Here is a 16,369-nt window from a genome sequence, read left to right as displayed (position 1 = left end):
GGGGTAGGCCGACGCACGCTCTGGGTTCCCGCTTTCGCGGGAATGACGATGTTTGGGTATGGTTGGTTGGGTTAATTGAGCCCCCGCCGTCCGAACATCGGCGCGCGCTGGTTCAGAAACACCGGCGGCGTATCCATCACCGCGCTCCGCCGCGCGGCCTCCAGCGCCTTGAACAGCGCCCCGTGCGTCAGCTCATAAGGAAAGCGCACCCCCATGCGGTCGAATTCGGACCACATGACGACGGCATAAGTGACCTCGCCCGCATAATGGATTTCGCAGCGCGAGCGTGCCGGCATGCTCGCCCCGTCGATTCGCGCCCCGCCCTCGGACAGGTCGGCGATGCGGCCGCCGACGAAGTTGAGGACGCCGTTGACCATGATCTCGATCGAGACCGGAGTCCGCTTGTGGCTGCGTGCCGTGGGGGCGCGAAAATTCGTCATGGGGGGAAGCTAGGCCCGACATGGTAAATTTTCCGGTAATGATGATCTCACAACCGGGATGTGCCCCATGTGGGCACTTTTGCCTTCGAATTGGCCGATCTTGCCGCTATGGGCGCAGCCATGACTGACCTGCACCTGCATCCTTCGCTGCGCGAGCCCGCGCAAACGTCCAAGGCCTGGCCGTTCGAGGAAGCGCGCAAGCTGATCAAACGCTATCCCGACGGCAAGCCGGGGGGTGAGGCGGTGCTGTTCGAGACCGGCTACGGCCCCTCGGGCCTGCCGCACATCGGCACCTTCAACGAAGTGCTGCGCACGACGATGGTCCGCCGCGCCTATGAGGCGCTGACCGGCGGCGCGGCGACGCGGCTGGTGGCGTTCAGCGACGACATGGACGGGCTGCGCAAGGTTCCCGACAATGTGCCCAATCAGGCTATGCTGCGCGAACATCTCGGCAAGTCGCTCACCGCCATCCCCGATCCGTTCGGCAAGTATGAGAGTTTCGCGCATCACAACAATGCGATGCTGCGCGAATTTCTCGACCGCTTCGGCTTCCAATATGAGTTTGTGAGCTCGACCGAGCGCTACAAGTCGGGCGCGTTCGACGTGGCGCTGAAGAATGTCCTGCGCCACAATCAGGACATTCTCGACATCATGTTGCCGACCTTGCGGGCCGAGCGCGCCGCGACCTATTCGCCGATCCTGCCGGTCAGCCCCAAGTCGGGCATCGTGCTCCAGGTGCCGGTGACCGTCGTCGACGCGGACGCCGGGCTCGTCTCGTTCGAGGACGAGGGCGAGACGATCACGCACAGCATCCTTTCGGGCGGCGCGAAGCTGCAATGGAAGGTCGACTGGGCGATGCGCTGGGTCGCGCTGGGCGTCGATTATGAGATGTACGGCAAGGATCTGACCGACAGCGGCATCCAGTCGGGCAAGATCGCGAAAGCGCTCGGCGGCCGCAAGCCCGAGGGGCTGATCTATGAGATGTTTCTCGACGAAAAGGGCGAGAAGATTTCGAAATCGAAGGGCAACGGCCTCAGCCTCGAACAATGGCTCGATTACGGCAGCGAGGAAAGCCTCGCTTTCTTTGCCTATCGCGAGCCCAAGGCGGCGAAGCAGCTTCACATCGGCGTGATCCCCAAGGCGGTCGACGAATATCTTCAGATGCGCGGCAATTATCCGGCGCAGGACGGCGACAAGAAGCTCGGCAACCCGGTGCACCACGTCCATGTCGCGCGCGGCGAGGATGTGCCCGCGGCCGAACTGCCGGTGACTTTCGGCCTGCTGCTCAACCTCGTCGGGGTGATGGGCGCCGATGCCTCGAAGGACCAGATCTGGCGCTACCTCGGCCAATATGTCGCGGGTGCGAATGCGGACGCCTATCCCGAACTCGACCGGCTGATCGACAATGCGATGGCGTATAACCGCGATTTCGTCGCGCCGACCTTGCAGCGCCGCAAGCCGCAGGGCGGTGAGGGGGCGGCCCTGAAGGCGCTCGACGACAAGCTCGCCGCGCTTCCTGCCGATGCCTCGGCCGATGATATCCAGAACATCGTCTACGAGATCGGCAAGGATGAGGCCTATGGCTTCGAGAATCTTCGCGATTGGTTCAAGGCACTCTACGAAACCCTGCTCGGGTCGAGCGCGGGGCCGCGCATGGGCAGCTTCATCGCGCTGTTCGGCATCGCGAATACGCGGCGGTTGATTGCGGAAGCGTTGGACTAGGGAAATCCTGTAATCCGTTCGTGCTGAGCTTGTCGAAGCACCGTTCTTTTTTCTTTCGACGCCGAAAGAAAGAACGGCCCTTCGACAAGCTCAGGGCGATCGGCTCTTGGAACGCATGTTGCGAATGAAGGGGCTAGATTGATGATCGACATCTTCACCACCGGCGGAACGATCGACAAAGTCTATTTCGACGCGCTCAGCGAGTTCCAGATCGGCCCCGCGGCGATCCCCGACATGCTGCGCGAGAATAATGTCCACGTCCCGCACCGCGTCACGCAACTCATGCGCAAGGACAGCCTCGAGCTCGACGACGCCGACCGCGAGACGATCCGCGCCGCGGTCGCCGCGAGCGATGCGGACTGCATCCTCGTCACCCACGGCACCGACACGATGGTCGTCACCGGGCGCGTGCTCGCGGGGATCGCGGGCAAGACGATCGTGCTCACCGGGGCGATGCAGCCCGCGTCGGTGCGCGCGAGCGACGCCGAATTCAACGTCGGCTTCGCGCTCGCCGCGGTGCAGACGCTGCCGCCCGGCGTCTATGTCGCGATGAACGGGATGATTTTCGACCCCGCGACGACGGTGAAGGACCGCGCCGCCGGACGCTTCCGCGCCGGGACCTGAATTTCCTTTCGCCTGTGATCGAGATCATGCGACAAGGCCGCCGGGTCGTGTGACAAGAACAGCGGGCGACGAGTCGCCCCACTTCTATCTGGACAGCCAAGGGAAGGGACGATCACATGAACAGCCACAAACTCGCCAGTCTCATCGCCGCTTCGGCGACCGCGGTCGCGCTTTCGGGCGCCGCGCTCGCCGCCGACCCGGCGCCGCACGCCAAGCGCGTCGGCGCGAGCGACACGGTCAAATGCTATGGCGTCAACAGTTGCAAGGGCACCTCGGACTGCAAGACCGAGGCAAGCTCGTGCAGCGGCGACGCCGGGTGCAGCACCGCGGGCAATAGCTGCGCGGGCGCGAACAGCTGCAAGGGCAAGGGCTTCAAGAAGCTCGCCGCGGGCAAATGCCTGACCGACGGCGGCAAGATCGCGGTCTGACGACAACGGACGGGTCCGGCCGGCGCCGGACCCGAACCGCCGACGGAGAGCGAGCGTGCGCGCCGAGGACAGCAGGACAGTGCCATCGCCGGGCTTTGGCCTCGGCCTGCGCCCCGACCATTATTCCGATTTTCTGGCGGGACCGCAGCCGGTCGAATGGCTGGAGATCATCTCCGAAAATTACATGGTGCCGGGCGGGCGCCCGCTCGCCATGCTCGACCGCATCCGCGCCGACTATCCGATGGTGATGCACGGCGTGTCGCTGTCGATCGGGTCGGACGAGCCGCTGGACAGGGCCTATCTCGCCGATCTCAAGGCGCTGGCGGAACGGGTCGAGCCGCTGTGGATTTCGGACCATCTCTGCTGGACCGGGATCGACGCGCACAACAGCCACGATCTGCTGCCGCTCCCTTATGACGCGCCGGCGCTGCAATGCGTCGTCGACAATATCGGCCGGGTGCAGGACTTTCTCGGCCGCCGCATCCTGATCGAGAACCCGTCGAGCTACGTCACCTTTCGCTCGTCGGATCGCAGCGAGTGGGACTTCCTCGCCGACATGGCCGAGCGCGCCGACTGCCTGTTGCTGCTCGACGTCAACAATATCTATGTCAGCGCGCGCAACCACGGTTTCGACCCGCTCGACTATCTGGCCGGCTTGCCCGCTGGCCGCATCCAGCAGATCCATCTCGCGGGGCACAGCGACATGGGCGATTATGTCATCGACACCCACGACGCCGACGTCTGCGACGCGGTGTGGAATCTTTATGCGCGGGCGATCGCGATGTTCGGGCCGGTGGCGACGATGATCGAGCGCGACGACAATATTCCGCCGCTCGCCGACGTCATCGCCGAACTGGACCGAGCGCGGACGGTCGCCGCGCGGGTGCTGGAGGGTGCCGATGCCTGAGCCGCTGCGCGAGGTTCAGCGGCGCTTTCTCGCGGCGATCGTCGATGGCGATGCGGATGCCGGGGCGCTGATCGTCGACGACGCGCGTGTCGGCGCGGCGAAGCGGCTTGCCATCTATCGCAACAATTACCGCGCCAGCCTGACCGGCGTGCTCGCCGATCATTACGAGCGGCTGCACGCCTGGCTCGGCGACGAACAGTTCGATAATGTGGCGTGCGCCTATGTCGCCGCCCACCCGTCGACGACGCGCAACCTCCGCCATTATGGCGGCGGTTTCGCGGCCTTCCTGGCCGAGCATTTTCCCGACGACGGCGAACTTGCCGAACTGGCGCGGCTCGACTGGGCGTTGCGCGCGGCGTTCGACGCGCCCGATGTTCCGGCGCTCGATGCCGTGCGCGTGACCGGGCTGGGCGAGACGTGGCTCGATCAGCCGCTGAGGCTCCATCCGTCCGCGAGCTTGTTGTCGGCGCGCTTCAACGTCGCGGCGCTATGGCGCGCGCTCGATGACGGGGAGGAACCGCCCGAGCCGGTCGAGCTCACGGAACCCATCGCATTGCTCGTCTGGCGGAACGGCCTGCAGCCGCATTTCCGCAGCCTGTCCGAAATCGAGGCGAGAGCGCTCGCGCGGCTCGAAGCGGGCGCGACCTTCACCGGGCTCAGCGCCCATGTCATCGAAGCGGTCGGAGAGGCCGCCGCGATGGAGGAGCTTGCCGGCTGGCTCGGCCAATGGCTCGCTGATGGGGTGCTGGCGGAACACCGGCATTATTGAAAACCTGTTCCCCCGCGAAGGCGGGGGCCCATCTCCGTCCGGTGCCATTTTGGACCCACCGGAGATGGGTCCCCGCCTTCGCGGGGACACACAAGTCATGCTAACCCTTCGCCGTCACCTGCCGCAGTACCGCGCGATAATGCGGCGCGATCGTCATCGCCGCATGTTGCCCCTGCCGGCCGAGCATCGCGTGGACCGCGGGCAGACGATAGCAGGGGACGCCCATGAACAGATGATGCTCGGCGTGGTAATTCACCCAATAGGGCGCGACCGTCGCCCGCGCGATCCAGCCCGCGTGCGTCGTGCGCGCATGGGTGAAGGGATCCTCGCTCCCGGTCGTCGTGCACGCATGTTCGGCGATGTTGCGGATGCGGAGGAAAAGCTGAAAGGTCGTCGCGAGCGCGGCGATCCACAGCAGCCAGGGCGTCCAGCCATAGAGCAATAGCGACGCCGCGAGCAGCACCGCCTGCACCAGCAGAAAGCGCCCGACCGCGCGGGTCACCGCCATCGCGCCCGCGACGTCGACCGTCGGTGACGTCACGCCGTCATCCGACTGCTTGTTGAACGGTGTGCCCGCCTTGGTGCTCGCTCCCTTCTTGTCGCCCCGCTCGCCGCGCAGCATCGCCTGCAGGCCTTTGAAGGCATAGCCGAACTGCGCCATGCGCTGCTTGAAGAAGGTCTGCCCGGTCAGGTCGCGCAATATCTTGCGCCCCAGGCTGGCGCGCGTGGTCGGGAAGGGTTTCGACAGCGACAGGTCGGGGTCTTCGGGCTGCTGCGTATATTTATGATGCTGCAGATGATAGGTGCGATAGGCGATCAGGTCCGATCCGGCGGCCGATCCGGTCAGCCATTGGCCGAGGAAATTATTCACTTTTCTGTTGGGGTGCAGCAGGCCGTGCGCAGCCTCGTGCATCAGGATTGCCAGGCCGAGCTGGCGCCCGCCGACGATGATAATCGCGAGCAGCCAGGCGAGCGGATGACCGCTCCACGCCGCGAGTCCGACCGCCGCGATGCTGACGATCCACGCATGGCCGACCAGCCAGACGCCGCGCCAGCGCGAGGGGGCGGTGATCGCGGCCCATTCGGTGCGATCGAAGAAGCGGGTGGGCGGCAGGAGGCGGACAGCGGACATGATCCACCCTAACAAGTTGCGAACCGAAACCCAACCCCTTCCGTTTCAGGAGGAAAGCCGGCGTGGATAGAATTCGCGCAGAGGCGCGGAGACCGCAGAGAAGAAAGGAGAATAGTTCACGCGGAGACGCGGAGGGGCTGGGCCGATAGGTCCAATTTCGCGCACGCGCTCCGTTTTTTCACAACGTTTGCAGGGGATGGCCGCTTCGCGGCGAACGCTGTCTCTCCGCGTCTCCGCGTGAACCGAAATCTCTACGATCTTTGCGCCTCTGCGCGAATCTCATGAAACGGCCAGCATGGCCTTCTTTCCTATTGGCTCCCCGGCTTTTGCCGGGACGCAAAATCATGCCGCGCTTCTCACACCCTATTGCCACCCATAATGGCACAGCAATGGGGGCAATCGGCGGTCGGCGGTAAGGATTTGGTAACCCGCCTGCGGACAGAGGGATGGTTGGACCAGACGAGCGGGATGGGCGGAATTTGGGGGTTCGATTCAACATCGTACGGCCGGCGGCCAGCGATTTGCCCGAAGGGGAATCGTTGCTCGCGACACCGGAGTTCGTGGCGCGCCTGATGCGTGTCGCGCAGCTCTGGCACTATGTCCTCATCGCCCGCGTGCTGGCTTTTTTCGCCTTTGCCTTCTTTCCCGGCGTTGCGGGTTTTCTCGCGCGTCCGTCGCTGTGGCTGGTCATGGCCGCCGGCCTTGGTTGCGACCTTGTCCTGACGGTCCTCGGCCAGCTTTCGCGAGTCCGGCCGCCGCCTTCGGGCCGCTGGCTGCGGCGCGGGGTCGGGGCCTGCTTCGCGCTTCTCATCACCGGAACGATGCTGCATTCGGCGGCGATGTTCGCCGCGACCGCGGCGCACGACGGCCGCCTCTATTTCGATGCCTTTTCGGCCATCAAGCTCGGCTCGATCCTCGTTGCCGCCGCCGCCGCGGCGATCGTCCGTCCGGCCTTTTTCGCCTTTGCCGGAGCGATGGCGCTCGGCGGCGCGATCGGCATCGCGTCGTGGCCGTTCGGGGTGGCGGGGCTCGTCTTTCTCGGGCTCCTCATCGTCATGTTGCGCGAGGATGTCCGGCACCAGCGCCGCGCGACGCACGCCAGCCGGCGGACGATCAGCGAGCAGCAGCGCGCGCTTGGGCTGATGCGCGATTTCGAGCGGGCGGGGCGTGGCTGGTTCTGGGAAACCGACCGTTATGGCCATCTCGTCTATATCTCGCCGCCGGTCGCGGCGAAGCTGGGCATCCCGCAATCGGAGCTTTTCGGCCGGCCGTTCACCGACCTGATCCGCAAGCGCGTCGGCAATGACGAGAGCGAGGAGCGGACGCTGGGATTCAGCCTGTCATCGCGGACGCCGTTCAACGAACTGACCGTCCAGGCGGCGGTGTCGGGCGAGGAGCGCTGGTGGTCGATCTCGGGCCATCCGATCAGCAACGAGCTCGGCAATTTCCAGGGTTTTCGCGGCAGCGGCACCGACCTCACGGACAAGAAAAGGTCGGAGCGCGAAATCAACCAGCTCGCGCGCTACGACACGCTCACCGGCCTCGCCAACCGCCTCCACATCACCGACCTGCTCGAACGCGCGCTTCGCAACCATATGGGGCAGGCGCAGCCGTGCGCGCTGCTGCTGATGGACCTCGACCGCTTCAAGGCGGTCAACGACACGCTGGGTCACCCGGTCGGCGACCAGTTGCTGCAACAGGTCGCGGGGCGCCTGACCCAGATCGTCGGCGACAAGGGGCAGGTGGGGCGGCTCGGCGGCGACGAGTTCCAGATCGTGCTGCCGCAGATCGTCCAGCCCGAGAAACTGGCGGGGATCGCCAATGCGATCATCCTCAGCCTCGCCAAGCCCTTCGCGATCGAGGGCGAGCAGGTGCGGATCGGTTCGTCGATCGGCATCGCGGTGTCCGAAGGGCAGGGGGTGTCCTCGTCGGCGCTCGTCCGCAACGCCGACCTCGCGCTCTACGCGGCCAAGGATGCGGGGCGCGGCGTCTATCGTTTCTACGCCGATGCGATGCACAATCAGGCGAGCGAGCGAAAGGCGATCGAGGATGCGCTGCGCGACGCGCTCGCAAGGGACGAGCTGACCTTGCTCTATCAACCGATCGTCGACGTGAAGCGCGAGCATGTCACGGGGTTTGAGGCACTGATCCGCTGGCGGCGCGAGGGCGGCGAGGTTGTCAGCCCGTCGAAATTCATTCCCATCGCCGAGGAATCGAACCTGATCGTCCCGATCGGCGAGTGGATCATCCGCACCGCTTGCGCGACGATCGCGCGGCTGGGGCCCGGCTACCGCGTCGCGGTCAATGTCTCGCCGCGCCAGTTCGCCAACGAAAAGCTGCCCGCGACGATCCTGAACGCGGTCGCGGCGGCAGGGATCGAACCCGGCCAGCTCGAGCTCGAGATCACCGAAGGCGTCTTCCTCGACGAAAGCCCGGAAAATCTGGAGATGTTCCAGAAATTGAAGCGCACCGGCGTTCGCCTCGCGCTCGATGATTTCGGCACCGGCTATTCGGCGCTCGGCTATCTGAAGAAGGCGCCGTTCGACAAGATCAAGATCGACCAGAGCTTCGTGCTCGGCGCCGCCGACAAGAGCAGCATGAACGCCGCGATCATCTCGTCGATCGTCGGCCTCGCGACCGCGCTCGACATGGAGACGACCGCCGAGGGGGTGGAGACGCACGACGATCTCGCGCTCGTCCGCGCGCTCGGCTGCAGCCACGTCCAGGGCTATATCTATGGGCGTCCGATTGAATTGGGCGAGGTGCTGGCGCTGCTGCGCGAGGGCGGCGGGCGCGTCGTCGCGCGCGGCTTCAAAAGCGCGCGCGAACCCCGGATGCGGACCTTCCGCAGGATTCAAGTGGAAAGCGGCGGCTACCACTACGAAGCCATCGTCCGCAACCTGTCGTCGCGCGGCGCGCTGATCGAGGGGCTGTGGAACGTGCCCGAAGGCACGCCGTTGACGCTGGAGCTGACCCCCGACGTCCGGCTCGATGCCGAGGCGCGCTGGTCGGCGGGCAATCGCGTCGGGGTGCGCTTTGTCGAAGCGATCGACATGACGATCTTCGCCGGACCCCCGGCGCAGCCGAGGGCATTCAAGCAGCGCGCCTATCGCGCGGCGTGACGTCGCGTTACTCCGCGACCCGGCCGCGCGCCATCACCCAATCGACCGATTCGAGGGTGCGGACGTCGGTCAGCGGATCGCCGTCGACCGCGATCATGTCGGCGGACATGCCGGGCGCGATGCGGCCGATCTCGTCCTCCATCGACAGGAGCCGCGCCGCGATGGTGGTCGCGCTCGCCAGCGCCTCGCGCGGGGTCAGCCCATATTTGACGAGCAGCGCGAATTCGCCGGCGTTGCGGCCATGCTCGAACACCCCGGCGTCGGTGCCGAAGGCGATCGGTATCCCCATTTCCTTGGCGCGCGCCATCGCCTTGCCGACATCGCTCAGCGTCATCCGTACCTTTTCCTCGACCGTCGGCGTATAGATGCCTTTGCCCAGCCGTTCGCGAATGCCCTCGAACGCCATCAGCGTCGGGACCATATAGGTTCCATTCGCCTTCATCACCTTGAGCGCCGCCTCGTCGGCGAAGGTGCCGTGCTCGATGCTGTCGATCCCCGCCGTCGCGGCCGATTCGATCCCGCGCGCGCCATGCGCGTGCGCCATGACCTTCAGGCCCAGCGAATGGGCGGTGGTGGCGATGCTTTCCATCTCCGCATTGGAGAAATGCGCGCCGAGCCCGCGGCCCTGCTGCGACAGGACACCGCCGGTTGCGGTGATCTTGATGACGTCGGCCCCCGCGCGCGAGGCCTTGCGGACCTTCTCCGCGCATTCGACCGCGCCGGTGCAGGTATAGCCCTGATCGAGTACCGCGTGAATGTCCTCGCGAAAGCCCGTCGTGTCGCCATGCCCGCCGATGATCGCCAGCGGCGGCCCGGCGGCAATGATACGCGGCCCCTCGATATAGCCCTCGGCGGTGCCGCGGCGGAGCGAGAAGGCGGTATATTGCGCCGACCCCGCCTCGCGCACCGTGGTGAAGCCGGCGCGCAGCGTGACGCGCGCATTCTTGGCGCCGACGACGACGCCCCATTCGTCGGGATCGACCGCTTCGCTGCGATAGTCGCCGCCGGGATCGCCGGTCAGATGGACGTGGAGATCGATCAGGCCGGGAAGCAGCGTCTTGTTGCCCAGGTCGACGACCTCGGCACCTGCGGGCGGCGCGGCGCGGCCAGGCGCGATCGAGACGATGCGGCCGTCGGTGACGGTGACCGTCGACGGCCCCTCGGCGGGCTTGCTGGCGTCGGTGATGAGGTGGCCGGCATAGACGATCGTGGTTTTCGCGATGGCGCTGCTACCCATCAGCGCGACCGCCGCGGCGGCGGCGAACCCAAGTTTACGCATGATCTCTCCCCTGTCGTGCCGGCATCGTGACGCGCGGAAGGAAGGAGGGCAAGCGCATAAAAAGAGGGGGCCGGAAATCCGACCCCCTCAGTTTCTCTTCTGACAACCGAAAGGATATTACCAGAAGAAGTCGTAGATCACGTCGACCACGCGGCCGCTGTAGACGTCGACGAGAAGCGCATCGTCATAATAGCGGATCCAGCGATAGTCGCCGTAGGCCGGGGGCAGGCGATAGTACCAGGGATCGTTGATCCAGTAGCGCTGCCCATAGAAAAGCGACCCGAGCGAAAAGCCGATGCTGAACCGTGTATAGCTGCGTCCGCGATACGGGTTGTAATAGCGCGGCATCCGGTAATAGCCGCGATTGTGGTCGCGGTAGCTGCGCCAGTCGTAGCGGCGATCGTTCCGCCACTGACGGTTCCAGTTCCTGTTGTCGGCGCGCCTGTCGCGATAGCGGCGATCGATCCGGTTGTCGTTGTTGCGATCCCAGCGGCGGTCGAGCTGGCCGTTGCGGTTCCGGTCGTAGCGACGATCGACCTGCCCGTTGCGATTGCGGTCGTAGCGGCGGTCGACCTGACCATTGCGGTTCCGGTCCCATTGGCGATCGACGCGGCCGTCGCGGTTGCGATCATAGGCGCCGCCGCGCTGGCTTTGCCACTGCTGTGGCGCCGGGCGCTGAACCGGCGGCTGTTGCGCGCGTTGACGGTCGCCGCGTTGACCCTGCCACTGGCGCGGGGCGGTGTTGCCGCGCTGGCCGTTCCAGCCATTGCGGTCGCCACGCGGTGTGCGCTGAACCTGCGGTTGCTGGACCGGACGCTGCTGGACTGGGCGCGCCTGCGGTTGCGACTGGCGCTGCGGTTGTTCGGCACGCTGGCCGCCGTTCCAATTGCCGCCGCGTCGGCCTTCCGAGCCGCGCGAGCCTCGGTCGCCGCGCTCGCGCTGGGCGATCTGGATGCGCTCGCCGTTCGCCTGGGCGGCGGCGGGCGCGATGGGGGTCAGGATTGTCGCGGCGATCAGCAAGCCTCCGAACATCTTCTTCATCTTGAGGATACTCCAATGTCCCATACGGCACCCGGCCGATCGGGAAGATGAATCGAAATTTACCGGGGGCAAGATGCATCATCGCTGAACCCGGTTGTTGCCTGCGGTTCAGCTAGATGAACGATCAGCGTTCGTGCGGAGCCTTGAGCGCCGGCACAGCGCGCGCCGCGTCGGCGGGGCGAATACCCGGCGGCGGCGCGGCGGCGATGCGTTCCTCGCCGCGCAGCACGCGGCCGGCGCGGCGGATCGCGCCGCGGATGCGGGGATAGGTGCCGCAGCGGCAGATGTTGGTCATCGCCGCGTCGATCTCCGCGTCGCTGGGATTGCTGTTCTTCCGGAGCAGCGCGGCGGCGGCCATGATCATTCCCGACTGGCAGAAACCGCATTGCGGCACCTGGTCGGCGACCCACGCTTGCTGCACCGGATGGCTGCGATCGCGGGTCAGCCCCTCGATCGTCGTGACGAAGCGGCCTTCGCATTCGGCGATGGTGACCATGCAACTGCGAATCGCCTCGCCGTCGATATCGACGGTGCAGGCGCCGCATTCGCCGGTGCCGCAGCCATATTTGGTACCCGTCAGGTTCGACGCGTCGCGCAGCGCCCACAGCAGGGGCGTTTCGGGGTCCATGCGATATTCGACCGGGCGATCGTTGACCGAGAATTTCGTCATGCCGCCGGTCTTAGCCGAACGGGTGGATTAGTCACGCCAGCTTGTGTCGATCTTGTCGACCTTGCGGACCATCGCGTCGAATTCGGGCTTGCCCGCCTGGCCGGGGATGGCGGCCATGTAGAGGTCGCGCTGGTGGACCGCGATCACCTCGTCGGGGACGGTGATCGGCTTGCCCATGCTCATCGTCGCAAGCTGGATTTCGCAGGCGCGCTGCAGCGCCCAATATTTGATGAAGGCTTCGGTCAGCGTCTTGCCCATGACAACAGGGCCATGATTCTTCAGCATCAGGATGCGCTTGTTGCCGAGATTCTCGACCAGCCGCTCGCCCTCCTCCTCGCGCACCGTCACGCCCTCGAAATCATGATAGGCGAGCTGGCCGGCGAAGTTGCAGGCATAGAAATTGACCGGCTGGAGCCCGCCCTCCAGCGCACACACCGCCGTCGTCGCGGTGGTGTGGGTGTGGATGATCGCGTGCGCGTCGGGCAGGATGCGGTGGAACAGGCTGTGCTGGACGAAGCCGGCCTTGTTGACGTGCCAGGGGTTATCCTCGTCGACCTTGTTGCCGTCGATGTCGATCTTGATCAGGCTCGATGCGGTGACCTCGCTGAAATGCATGCCATAGGGGTTGATGAGGTAGCTGCCCTCCTCGTCGGGGACCTTCACGGTGATATGGTTGAAGATCATCTCGTCCCAGCCCATCATCGCGAAGATGCGGTAGCAGGCGGCAAGTTCCTGCCGCGCGGTCCATTCGGCTTCGCTATATTTGCTGTTGCGCTTGAGCTGGGTCGCCATGGCCTGTCCCTTTGATGTTAGTTTCGTCCTGCTACTTATGCCACAGGCGTGGGGCGGGGCACAATCCCGCCCGATGGCCTTCTGCGGCGTTCGTGCCGCATCTCGCCGCGCGGGGGCTTGCATTTCGGCGCGAATCCCTTTAGTTGGCGCTGCATCGGAACGTCGCGCTTTCGCGGCGCTCTTTTTATTGCCCGAATATCGGCGATTTACGGCGGGCCGGATCATCCGGTGGCCCGGATCGTTTTGACGAACAGGAGACGACACGGCGTATGCAGATCATCGTTCGCGACAATAATGTCGACCAGGCCCTTCGCGCGCTCAAGAAGAAGCTGCAGCGTGAGGGCGTGTATCGCGAAATGAAGCTGCGCCGTCACTACGAAAAGCCCAGCGAAAAGCGCGCCCGCGAGCGTGCCGCCGCCGTCCGCCGCGCCCGCAAGATGGAGCGCAAGCGGATGGAGCGCGACGGTATCAAGTAGGACCGTCTTCCCTTCGGGATCCTGATTCGAGAAAAGGGCGCCGCGGCAACGCGGCGCCCTTTTTCGTGTGCGAAGATGGGGGGCGGCAAAGGGCTGGTCGCGATCGGAAGCGGGCCTATCTTCTCCCCTCCCGCAAGCGGGAGGGGCTGGGGGTGGGCAGCGACGGTGCAAGGGCCCACCCCGCTGCGACTAACGAACAAAGTTCGTAAGTCTCGCTGCCCCTCCCGCTTGCGGGAGGGGGAAATAGCGCCATCCTTCAACGTCCGCTCGCCACCCCAAACCGGACATCAGGGTTGCCGGTCGGGGATAATTGCTCTGGACCCTGCCGCCCGCATCCGCCTATAGGCGTCGCCGATATTTTCGCTCTGCCGGACCATCTCCGGCTGGGCAGGGGAAGGACAATGAGATGAGCGTCACGACGGTTCCGCTGCGCCCGGTGAGCAAGGGCGGCCTCTGGCTGATGTGGATCGGCCTCATCGCGTTGCTCGTCGCGGGCACTGGCTTCGCCTGGTGCCAAACCGTCGTGCGCGAGTTCGAGGTGGTGAAGGCCGGCGAGGGCAAGAGCCCGACCGACGGCGATATCGTACTTATCAAATATACCGGCCGCCTCGGCAACGGGACGGTCTTCGACCAGCAGGAGCAGGCGCCGATGCCCGTGACCGGCGTGGTCCAGGGCTTCAGCGAAGCGCTCAAAAAGATGCAGAAGGGCGGAAAGTACAAGATCGTCATTCCGCCGAAAAAGGGCTATGGCGCGGAGGCCAAGGGCCCGATCCCCGGCAACAGCACGCTTTATTTCGACGTCGAATTGCTCGATTTCAAATCCGAGGCCGAAGTTCGCGCGATGCAGCAGATGATGCAGCAACAGCAGATGCACCAGCAGGGCGCGCCGGGCGCTCCGGCTCCGGCGCCGCAGCCGTAATTTGATCGTCGTCCCCCATCGCGGGGGCGACGGGCTTTAGGCTAAGGAAGCCGCCGCTTTCGCCTGCACCCCTGCGTTGCGCTCGGCTTCGCGTTCGAGCGCGACCTTGATCATCGCGACGATCGGGTCGGCGAGGAACAGCCCCATGATGCCGAGCAGCGCGCCGAACAATATCTGCGCGCCGAGGACGAGCGCGGGAGCCAGGTCGACGGTCTGTTTCGCGACCATCGGGACGATCAGATAGCCGTCGACCGTCTGGACGATGAAATAGATGGCGATGGCCCACAGGCCGGCGTCGGTCCCGGCCGAAAAACCGACGAGCACCAGCAGCACGCCCGAGACGATCGCGCCGATATTGGGGATGAAGGCGAGCAGGCCGGTGAGCAGTCCCATCAGCGCCGCCATCGGAATGCCGACCGCGAGGCAGGCGAGCCAGGTGCCGATCCCCTCGACGATCATCCCGAGCAGCCGCCCCGCCATCAGCCGGCGCAGCGTGAAGCCCATGCGCGCGGTGGTGATATAGAAATTCTCGCGGCTCTTCATCGGCAGCATCCACGCGACGCCGCGTTCATAGAGCCGCGGCTCGATCGCGATGAAGATGCCGAGCACGACCACCATGACGAGGCTGGTCAGCGCGCCGAGCACCGTGCCGACCGCGGCGGTGACGCGCCCGACGGTGCCCGCGATATTCTCCGTGATCGTCTTGGTGTCGAGCTGGACGTCGCCCATGCCGTGCGCGCTCGCCCACGCCGCGATGCGCTCGACCTGGCCCATCACGACCTTTTGCAGCGTTGCGGCCTGATCGGCGATCTGCGAGCCCGCGAACATCACTGTCCAGACGAGAAAGGCGACAAGCGAAAGGCAGACGATCAGCAGCCGCCAGCCGCGGCCGATCGGCAGGACGCGGCCGATCAGGCGGGTGCCGCCGTCGAGGATCGCCGCAACGACGATCGCCGCGAAGATGAGCAGGATCGGCTGGATCAGCACGATGCAGACGCCGATGGCGAAGGTGAGACCGAGCCAGACGCCGGCTTTCAAAAGCTCGGTGCGGACGAGCTGGCTGCGAATCTCGGTGGGGCCGGGGGCTTCCCTATGCTCGTCCCCATGCTCGTCGGCGCGCGGCGCGGGGGAGGTGGACGCCTTGGCACGCGTCGTGCTCGTCTTTCTGGTCGTTCCCTTCGCCGTCGCCATGCCGTCGCTCCCTATTTCGCATTTCCATCATGCGCGGGGCGCAAGTTGGTTCCGGCGCGGTCTGCGCGCAACGCGCCGAACCAGCTCAGCGGATTATACCATTCAGCGGTGCCGTCGGTCGAAAAGCTGATGATCTCCGCGCGGCCCGCAATCGCATCGAACGGCACCGGGCCGCCGAGCCCCTTCTGGCTGACGGCGACGCGGCTGTCGGCGCTGCCGTCGCGGTTGTCGCCCATCAGGAACAGGTGACCGGCGGGCACTTTGATCGGCCCATAATCGTCGGTCATGTAGCCGGGCCCCATGTCGATCGTGTCGAAGGTCGCGCCGCCGGGCAGCGTTTCGCGCACGATGGGCAGTTCGAGCACGTCCTTGCCGCTGGCGTCGCGGGTCAGGAAGCGGCCGAGGCTGCTGTCGGGGCCGGGCATGTTGGCGTCGACCGGGACCGAGAGCATCGGCTCGACCTCGCGCTTGATCGGCTTGCCGTTGATGATCAGCGCGCCGCCCCGCAGCTCGATCGTGTCGCCGGGCAGGCCGATCACCCGCTTGATATAATCGACGCGCGTCACCGGATGCTCGAGCACGACGATGTCGCCGCGCGCGGGCAGCTTGCCGAACCAGCGGCCGGGCGTTTTCGGCGCGAGGTGGAAGCTCGCCGAGGCATAGGACCAGCCATAGGGATATTTGCTGACGATCAGCCGGTCGCCGTTGCGCAGGATCGGCATCATCGAATCGGACGGGATATAGAAGGGCTTGGCGACGCAGCTATGGATGCCGAGCACGAGGATCAGGATCACCACGATGTCGCGGATCAGCTTGCCCCAGCCGCCGTCTTCCTGTTCCGCCTTGTTCTTCGCCAT

At 65.6% G+C, this 16,369-nt stretch carries 16 protein-coding genes; 8 read left to right on the top strand and 8 right to left on the bottom strand.

Features of this window, described 5'->3' with window-relative positions; translation table 11 throughout:
- Positions 1 to 71: 71 nt before the first annotated feature.
- Entirely contained in the window at positions 72 to 440 is a 369-nt protein-coding gene (locus NP825_RS12300) for a PilZ domain-containing protein (protein WP_257543799.1), read from the bottom strand.
- 120 nt (positions 441 to 560) lie between these two features.
- On the opposite strand from NP825_RS12300, the gene NP825_RS12295 reads away from it, so the two are divergent.
- The 5 genes from NP825_RS12295 (at position 561) to NP825_RS12275 (ending at position 4,890) form a co-directional block, all read left to right on the top strand.
- Entirely contained in the window at positions 561 to 2,162 is a 1,602-nt protein-coding gene (locus NP825_RS12295) for a lysine--tRNA ligase (protein WP_257543797.1), read from the top strand.
- Positions 2,163 to 2,303: 141 nt separating this feature from the next.
- A complete protein-coding gene (locus NP825_RS12290) occupies positions 2,304 to 2,786 on the top strand; it encodes an asparaginase domain-containing protein (protein ID WP_257543795.1) in 483 nt (160 codons plus the stop codon).
- A 116-nt stretch (positions 2,787 to 2,902) separates the two neighbouring features.
- Entirely contained in the window at positions 2,903 to 3,214 is a 312-nt protein-coding gene (locus NP825_RS12285; protein WP_257543793.1) for a hypothetical protein, read from the top strand.
- Positions 3,215 to 3,269: 55 nt separating this feature from the next.
- On the top strand, positions 3,270 to 4,121 hold the full coding sequence (locus NP825_RS12280) for a DUF692 domain-containing protein (protein ID WP_257543791.1): 852 nt from the start codon (positions 3,270 to 3,272) through the stop codon (positions 4,119 to 4,121).
- Positions 4,114 to 4,890 carry a DUF2063 domain-containing protein gene (locus tag NP825_RS12275; protein ID WP_257543788.1) on the top strand — a complete coding sequence of 259 codons (777 nt, stop codon included), beginning with the start codon at positions 4,114 to 4,116 and terminating at the stop codon, positions 4,888 to 4,890. The genes NP825_RS12280 and NP825_RS12275 overlap by 8 nt, the downstream gene beginning before the upstream one ends.
- A 100-nt stretch (positions 4,891 to 4,990) precedes the next feature.
- Here NP825_RS12275 and NP825_RS12270 read toward each other — a convergent pair whose 3' ends face one another.
- Positions 4,991 to 6,022 carry a fatty acid desaturase family protein gene (locus NP825_RS12270; RefSeq protein ID WP_257543786.1) on the bottom strand — a complete coding sequence of 344 codons (1,032 nt, stop codon included), beginning with the start codon at positions 6,020 to 6,022 and terminating at the stop codon, positions 4,991 to 4,993.
- 539 nt (positions 6,023 to 6,561) lie between these two features.
- Between NP825_RS12270 and NP825_RS12265 the strand changes: the two genes are divergently transcribed.
- Complete coding sequence (locus NP825_RS12265; protein WP_257543783.1) at positions 6,562 to 9,144, top strand: EAL domain-containing protein; 2,583 nt, start codon at positions 6,562 to 6,564, stop codon at positions 9,142 to 9,144.
- Between the two features lie 7 nt (positions 9,145 to 9,151).
- Here NP825_RS12265 and NP825_RS12260 read toward each other — a convergent pair whose 3' ends face one another.
- From NP825_RS12260 to NP825_RS12245, 4 genes are all read right to left on the bottom strand, one after another.
- Complete coding sequence (locus tag NP825_RS12260; RefSeq protein ID WP_257543781.1) at positions 9,152 to 10,423, bottom strand: amidohydrolase family protein; 1,272 nt, start codon at positions 10,421 to 10,423, stop codon at positions 9,152 to 9,154.
- A 117-nt stretch (positions 10,424 to 10,540) separates the two neighbouring features.
- On the bottom strand, positions 10,541 to 11,464 hold the full coding sequence (locus NP825_RS12255) for an RcnB family protein (protein ID WP_257543779.1): 924 nt from the start codon (positions 11,462 to 11,464) through the stop codon (positions 10,541 to 10,543).
- A gap of 124 nt (positions 11,465 to 11,588) precedes the next feature.
- Positions 11,589 to 12,134 carry a (2Fe-2S)-binding protein gene (locus tag NP825_RS12250; RefSeq protein WP_105998231.1) on the bottom strand — a complete coding sequence of 182 codons (546 nt, stop codon included), beginning with the start codon at positions 12,132 to 12,134 and terminating at the stop codon, positions 11,589 to 11,591.
- Positions 12,135 to 12,161: 27 nt separating this feature from the next.
- Complete coding sequence (locus tag NP825_RS12245) at positions 12,162 to 12,926, bottom strand: class II aldolase/adducin family protein (protein ID WP_257543775.1); 765 nt, start codon at positions 12,924 to 12,926, stop codon at positions 12,162 to 12,164.
- A gap of 269 nt (positions 12,927 to 13,195) precedes the next feature.
- Here NP825_RS12245 and rpsU point away from each other — a divergent pair, with 269 nt between their 5' ends.
- Together rpsU and NP825_RS12235 are read left to right on the top strand one after the other, a co-directional pair.
- Positions 13,196 to 13,402, top strand: coding sequence for a 30S ribosomal protein S21 (gene rpsU / locus NP825_RS12240; protein WP_003047635.1), 207 nt, complete (start codon positions 13,196 to 13,198; stop codon positions 13,400 to 13,402).
- 406 nt (positions 13,403 to 13,808) lie between these two features.
- Positions 13,809 to 14,321 carry an FKBP-type peptidyl-prolyl cis-trans isomerase gene (locus NP825_RS12235; protein WP_257543773.1) on the top strand — a complete coding sequence of 171 codons (513 nt, stop codon included), beginning with the start codon at positions 13,809 to 13,811 and terminating at the stop codon, positions 14,319 to 14,321.
- A gap of 36 nt (positions 14,322 to 14,357) precedes the next feature.
- Here NP825_RS12235 and NP825_RS12230 read toward each other — a convergent pair whose 3' ends face one another.
- Both NP825_RS12230 and lepB read right to left on the bottom strand, forming a co-directional pair.
- Entirely contained in the window at positions 14,358 to 15,512 is a 1,155-nt protein-coding gene (locus NP825_RS12230) for an AI-2E family transporter (RefSeq protein ID WP_257543771.1), read from the bottom strand.
- Between the two features lie 11 nt (positions 15,513 to 15,523).
- Positions 15,524 to 16,369 (bottom strand): signal peptidase I, encoded by an 846-nt coding sequence (lepB, locus tag NP825_RS12225; protein WP_257543769.1) that lies wholly within the window; start codon positions 16,367 to 16,369, stop codon positions 15,524 to 15,526.

It is taken from the genome of Sphingopyxis sp. DBS4 (assembly GCF_024628865.1).
Taxonomy (GTDB): Bacteria; Pseudomonadota; Alphaproteobacteria; order Sphingomonadales; family Sphingomonadaceae; genus Sphingopyxis.
This window is presented reverse-complemented; position numbering and strand designations above follow the sequence as displayed.

Bases quoted from the DNA above. Each gene is read 5' to 3' on its own strand.
- NP825_RS12300 (WP_257543799.1), bottom strand. From the start codon at position 440: ATGACGAATTTTCGCGCCCCCACGGCACGCAGCCACAAGCGGACTCCG.
- NP825_RS12295 (WP_257543797.1), top strand. From the start codon at position 561: ATGACTGACCTGCACCTGCATCCTTCGCTGCGCGAGCCCGCGCAAACG.
- NP825_RS12290 (WP_257543795.1), top strand. From the start codon at position 2,304: ATGATCGACATCTTCACCACCGGCGGAACGATCGACAAAGTCTATTTC.
- NP825_RS12285 (WP_257543793.1), top strand. From the start codon at position 2,903: ATGAACAGCCACAAACTCGCCAGTCTCATCGCCGCTTCGGCGACCGCG.
- NP825_RS12275 (WP_257543788.1), top strand. From the start codon at position 4,114: ATGCCTGAGCCGCTGCGCGAGGTTCAGCGGCGCTTTCTCGCGGCGATC.
- NP825_RS12270 (WP_257543786.1), bottom strand. From the start codon at position 6,022: ATGTCCGCTGTCCGCCTCCTGCCGCCCACCCGCTTCTTCGATCGCACC.
- NP825_RS12260 (WP_257543781.1), bottom strand. From the start codon at position 10,423: ATGCGTAAACTTGGGTTCGCCGCCGCCGCGGCGGTCGCGCTGATGGGT.
- NP825_RS12255 (WP_257543779.1), bottom strand. From the start codon at position 11,464: ATGAAGAAGATGTTCGGAGGCTTGCTGATCGCCGCGACAATCCTGACC.
- NP825_RS12250 (WP_105998231.1), bottom strand. From the start codon at position 12,134: ATGACGAAATTCTCGGTCAACGATCGCCCGGTCGAATATCGCATGGAC.
- NP825_RS12245 (WP_257543775.1), bottom strand. From the start codon at position 12,926: ATGGCGACCCAGCTCAAGCGCAACAGCAAATATAGCGAAGCCGAATGG.
- rpsU (WP_003047635.1), top strand. From the start codon at position 13,196: ATGCAGATCATCGTTCGCGACAATAATGTCGACCAGGCCCTTCGCGCG.
- NP825_RS12235 (WP_257543773.1), top strand. From the start codon at position 13,809: ATGAGCGTCACGACGGTTCCGCTGCGCCCGGTGAGCAAGGGCGGCCTC.
- NP825_RS12230 (WP_257543771.1), bottom strand. From the start codon at position 15,512: ATGGCGACGGCGAAGGGAACGACCAGAAAGACGAGCACGACGCGTGCC.
- lepB (WP_257543769.1), bottom strand. From the start codon at position 16,369: ATGGCGAAGAACAAGGCGGAACAGGAAGACGGCGGCTGGGGCAAGCTG.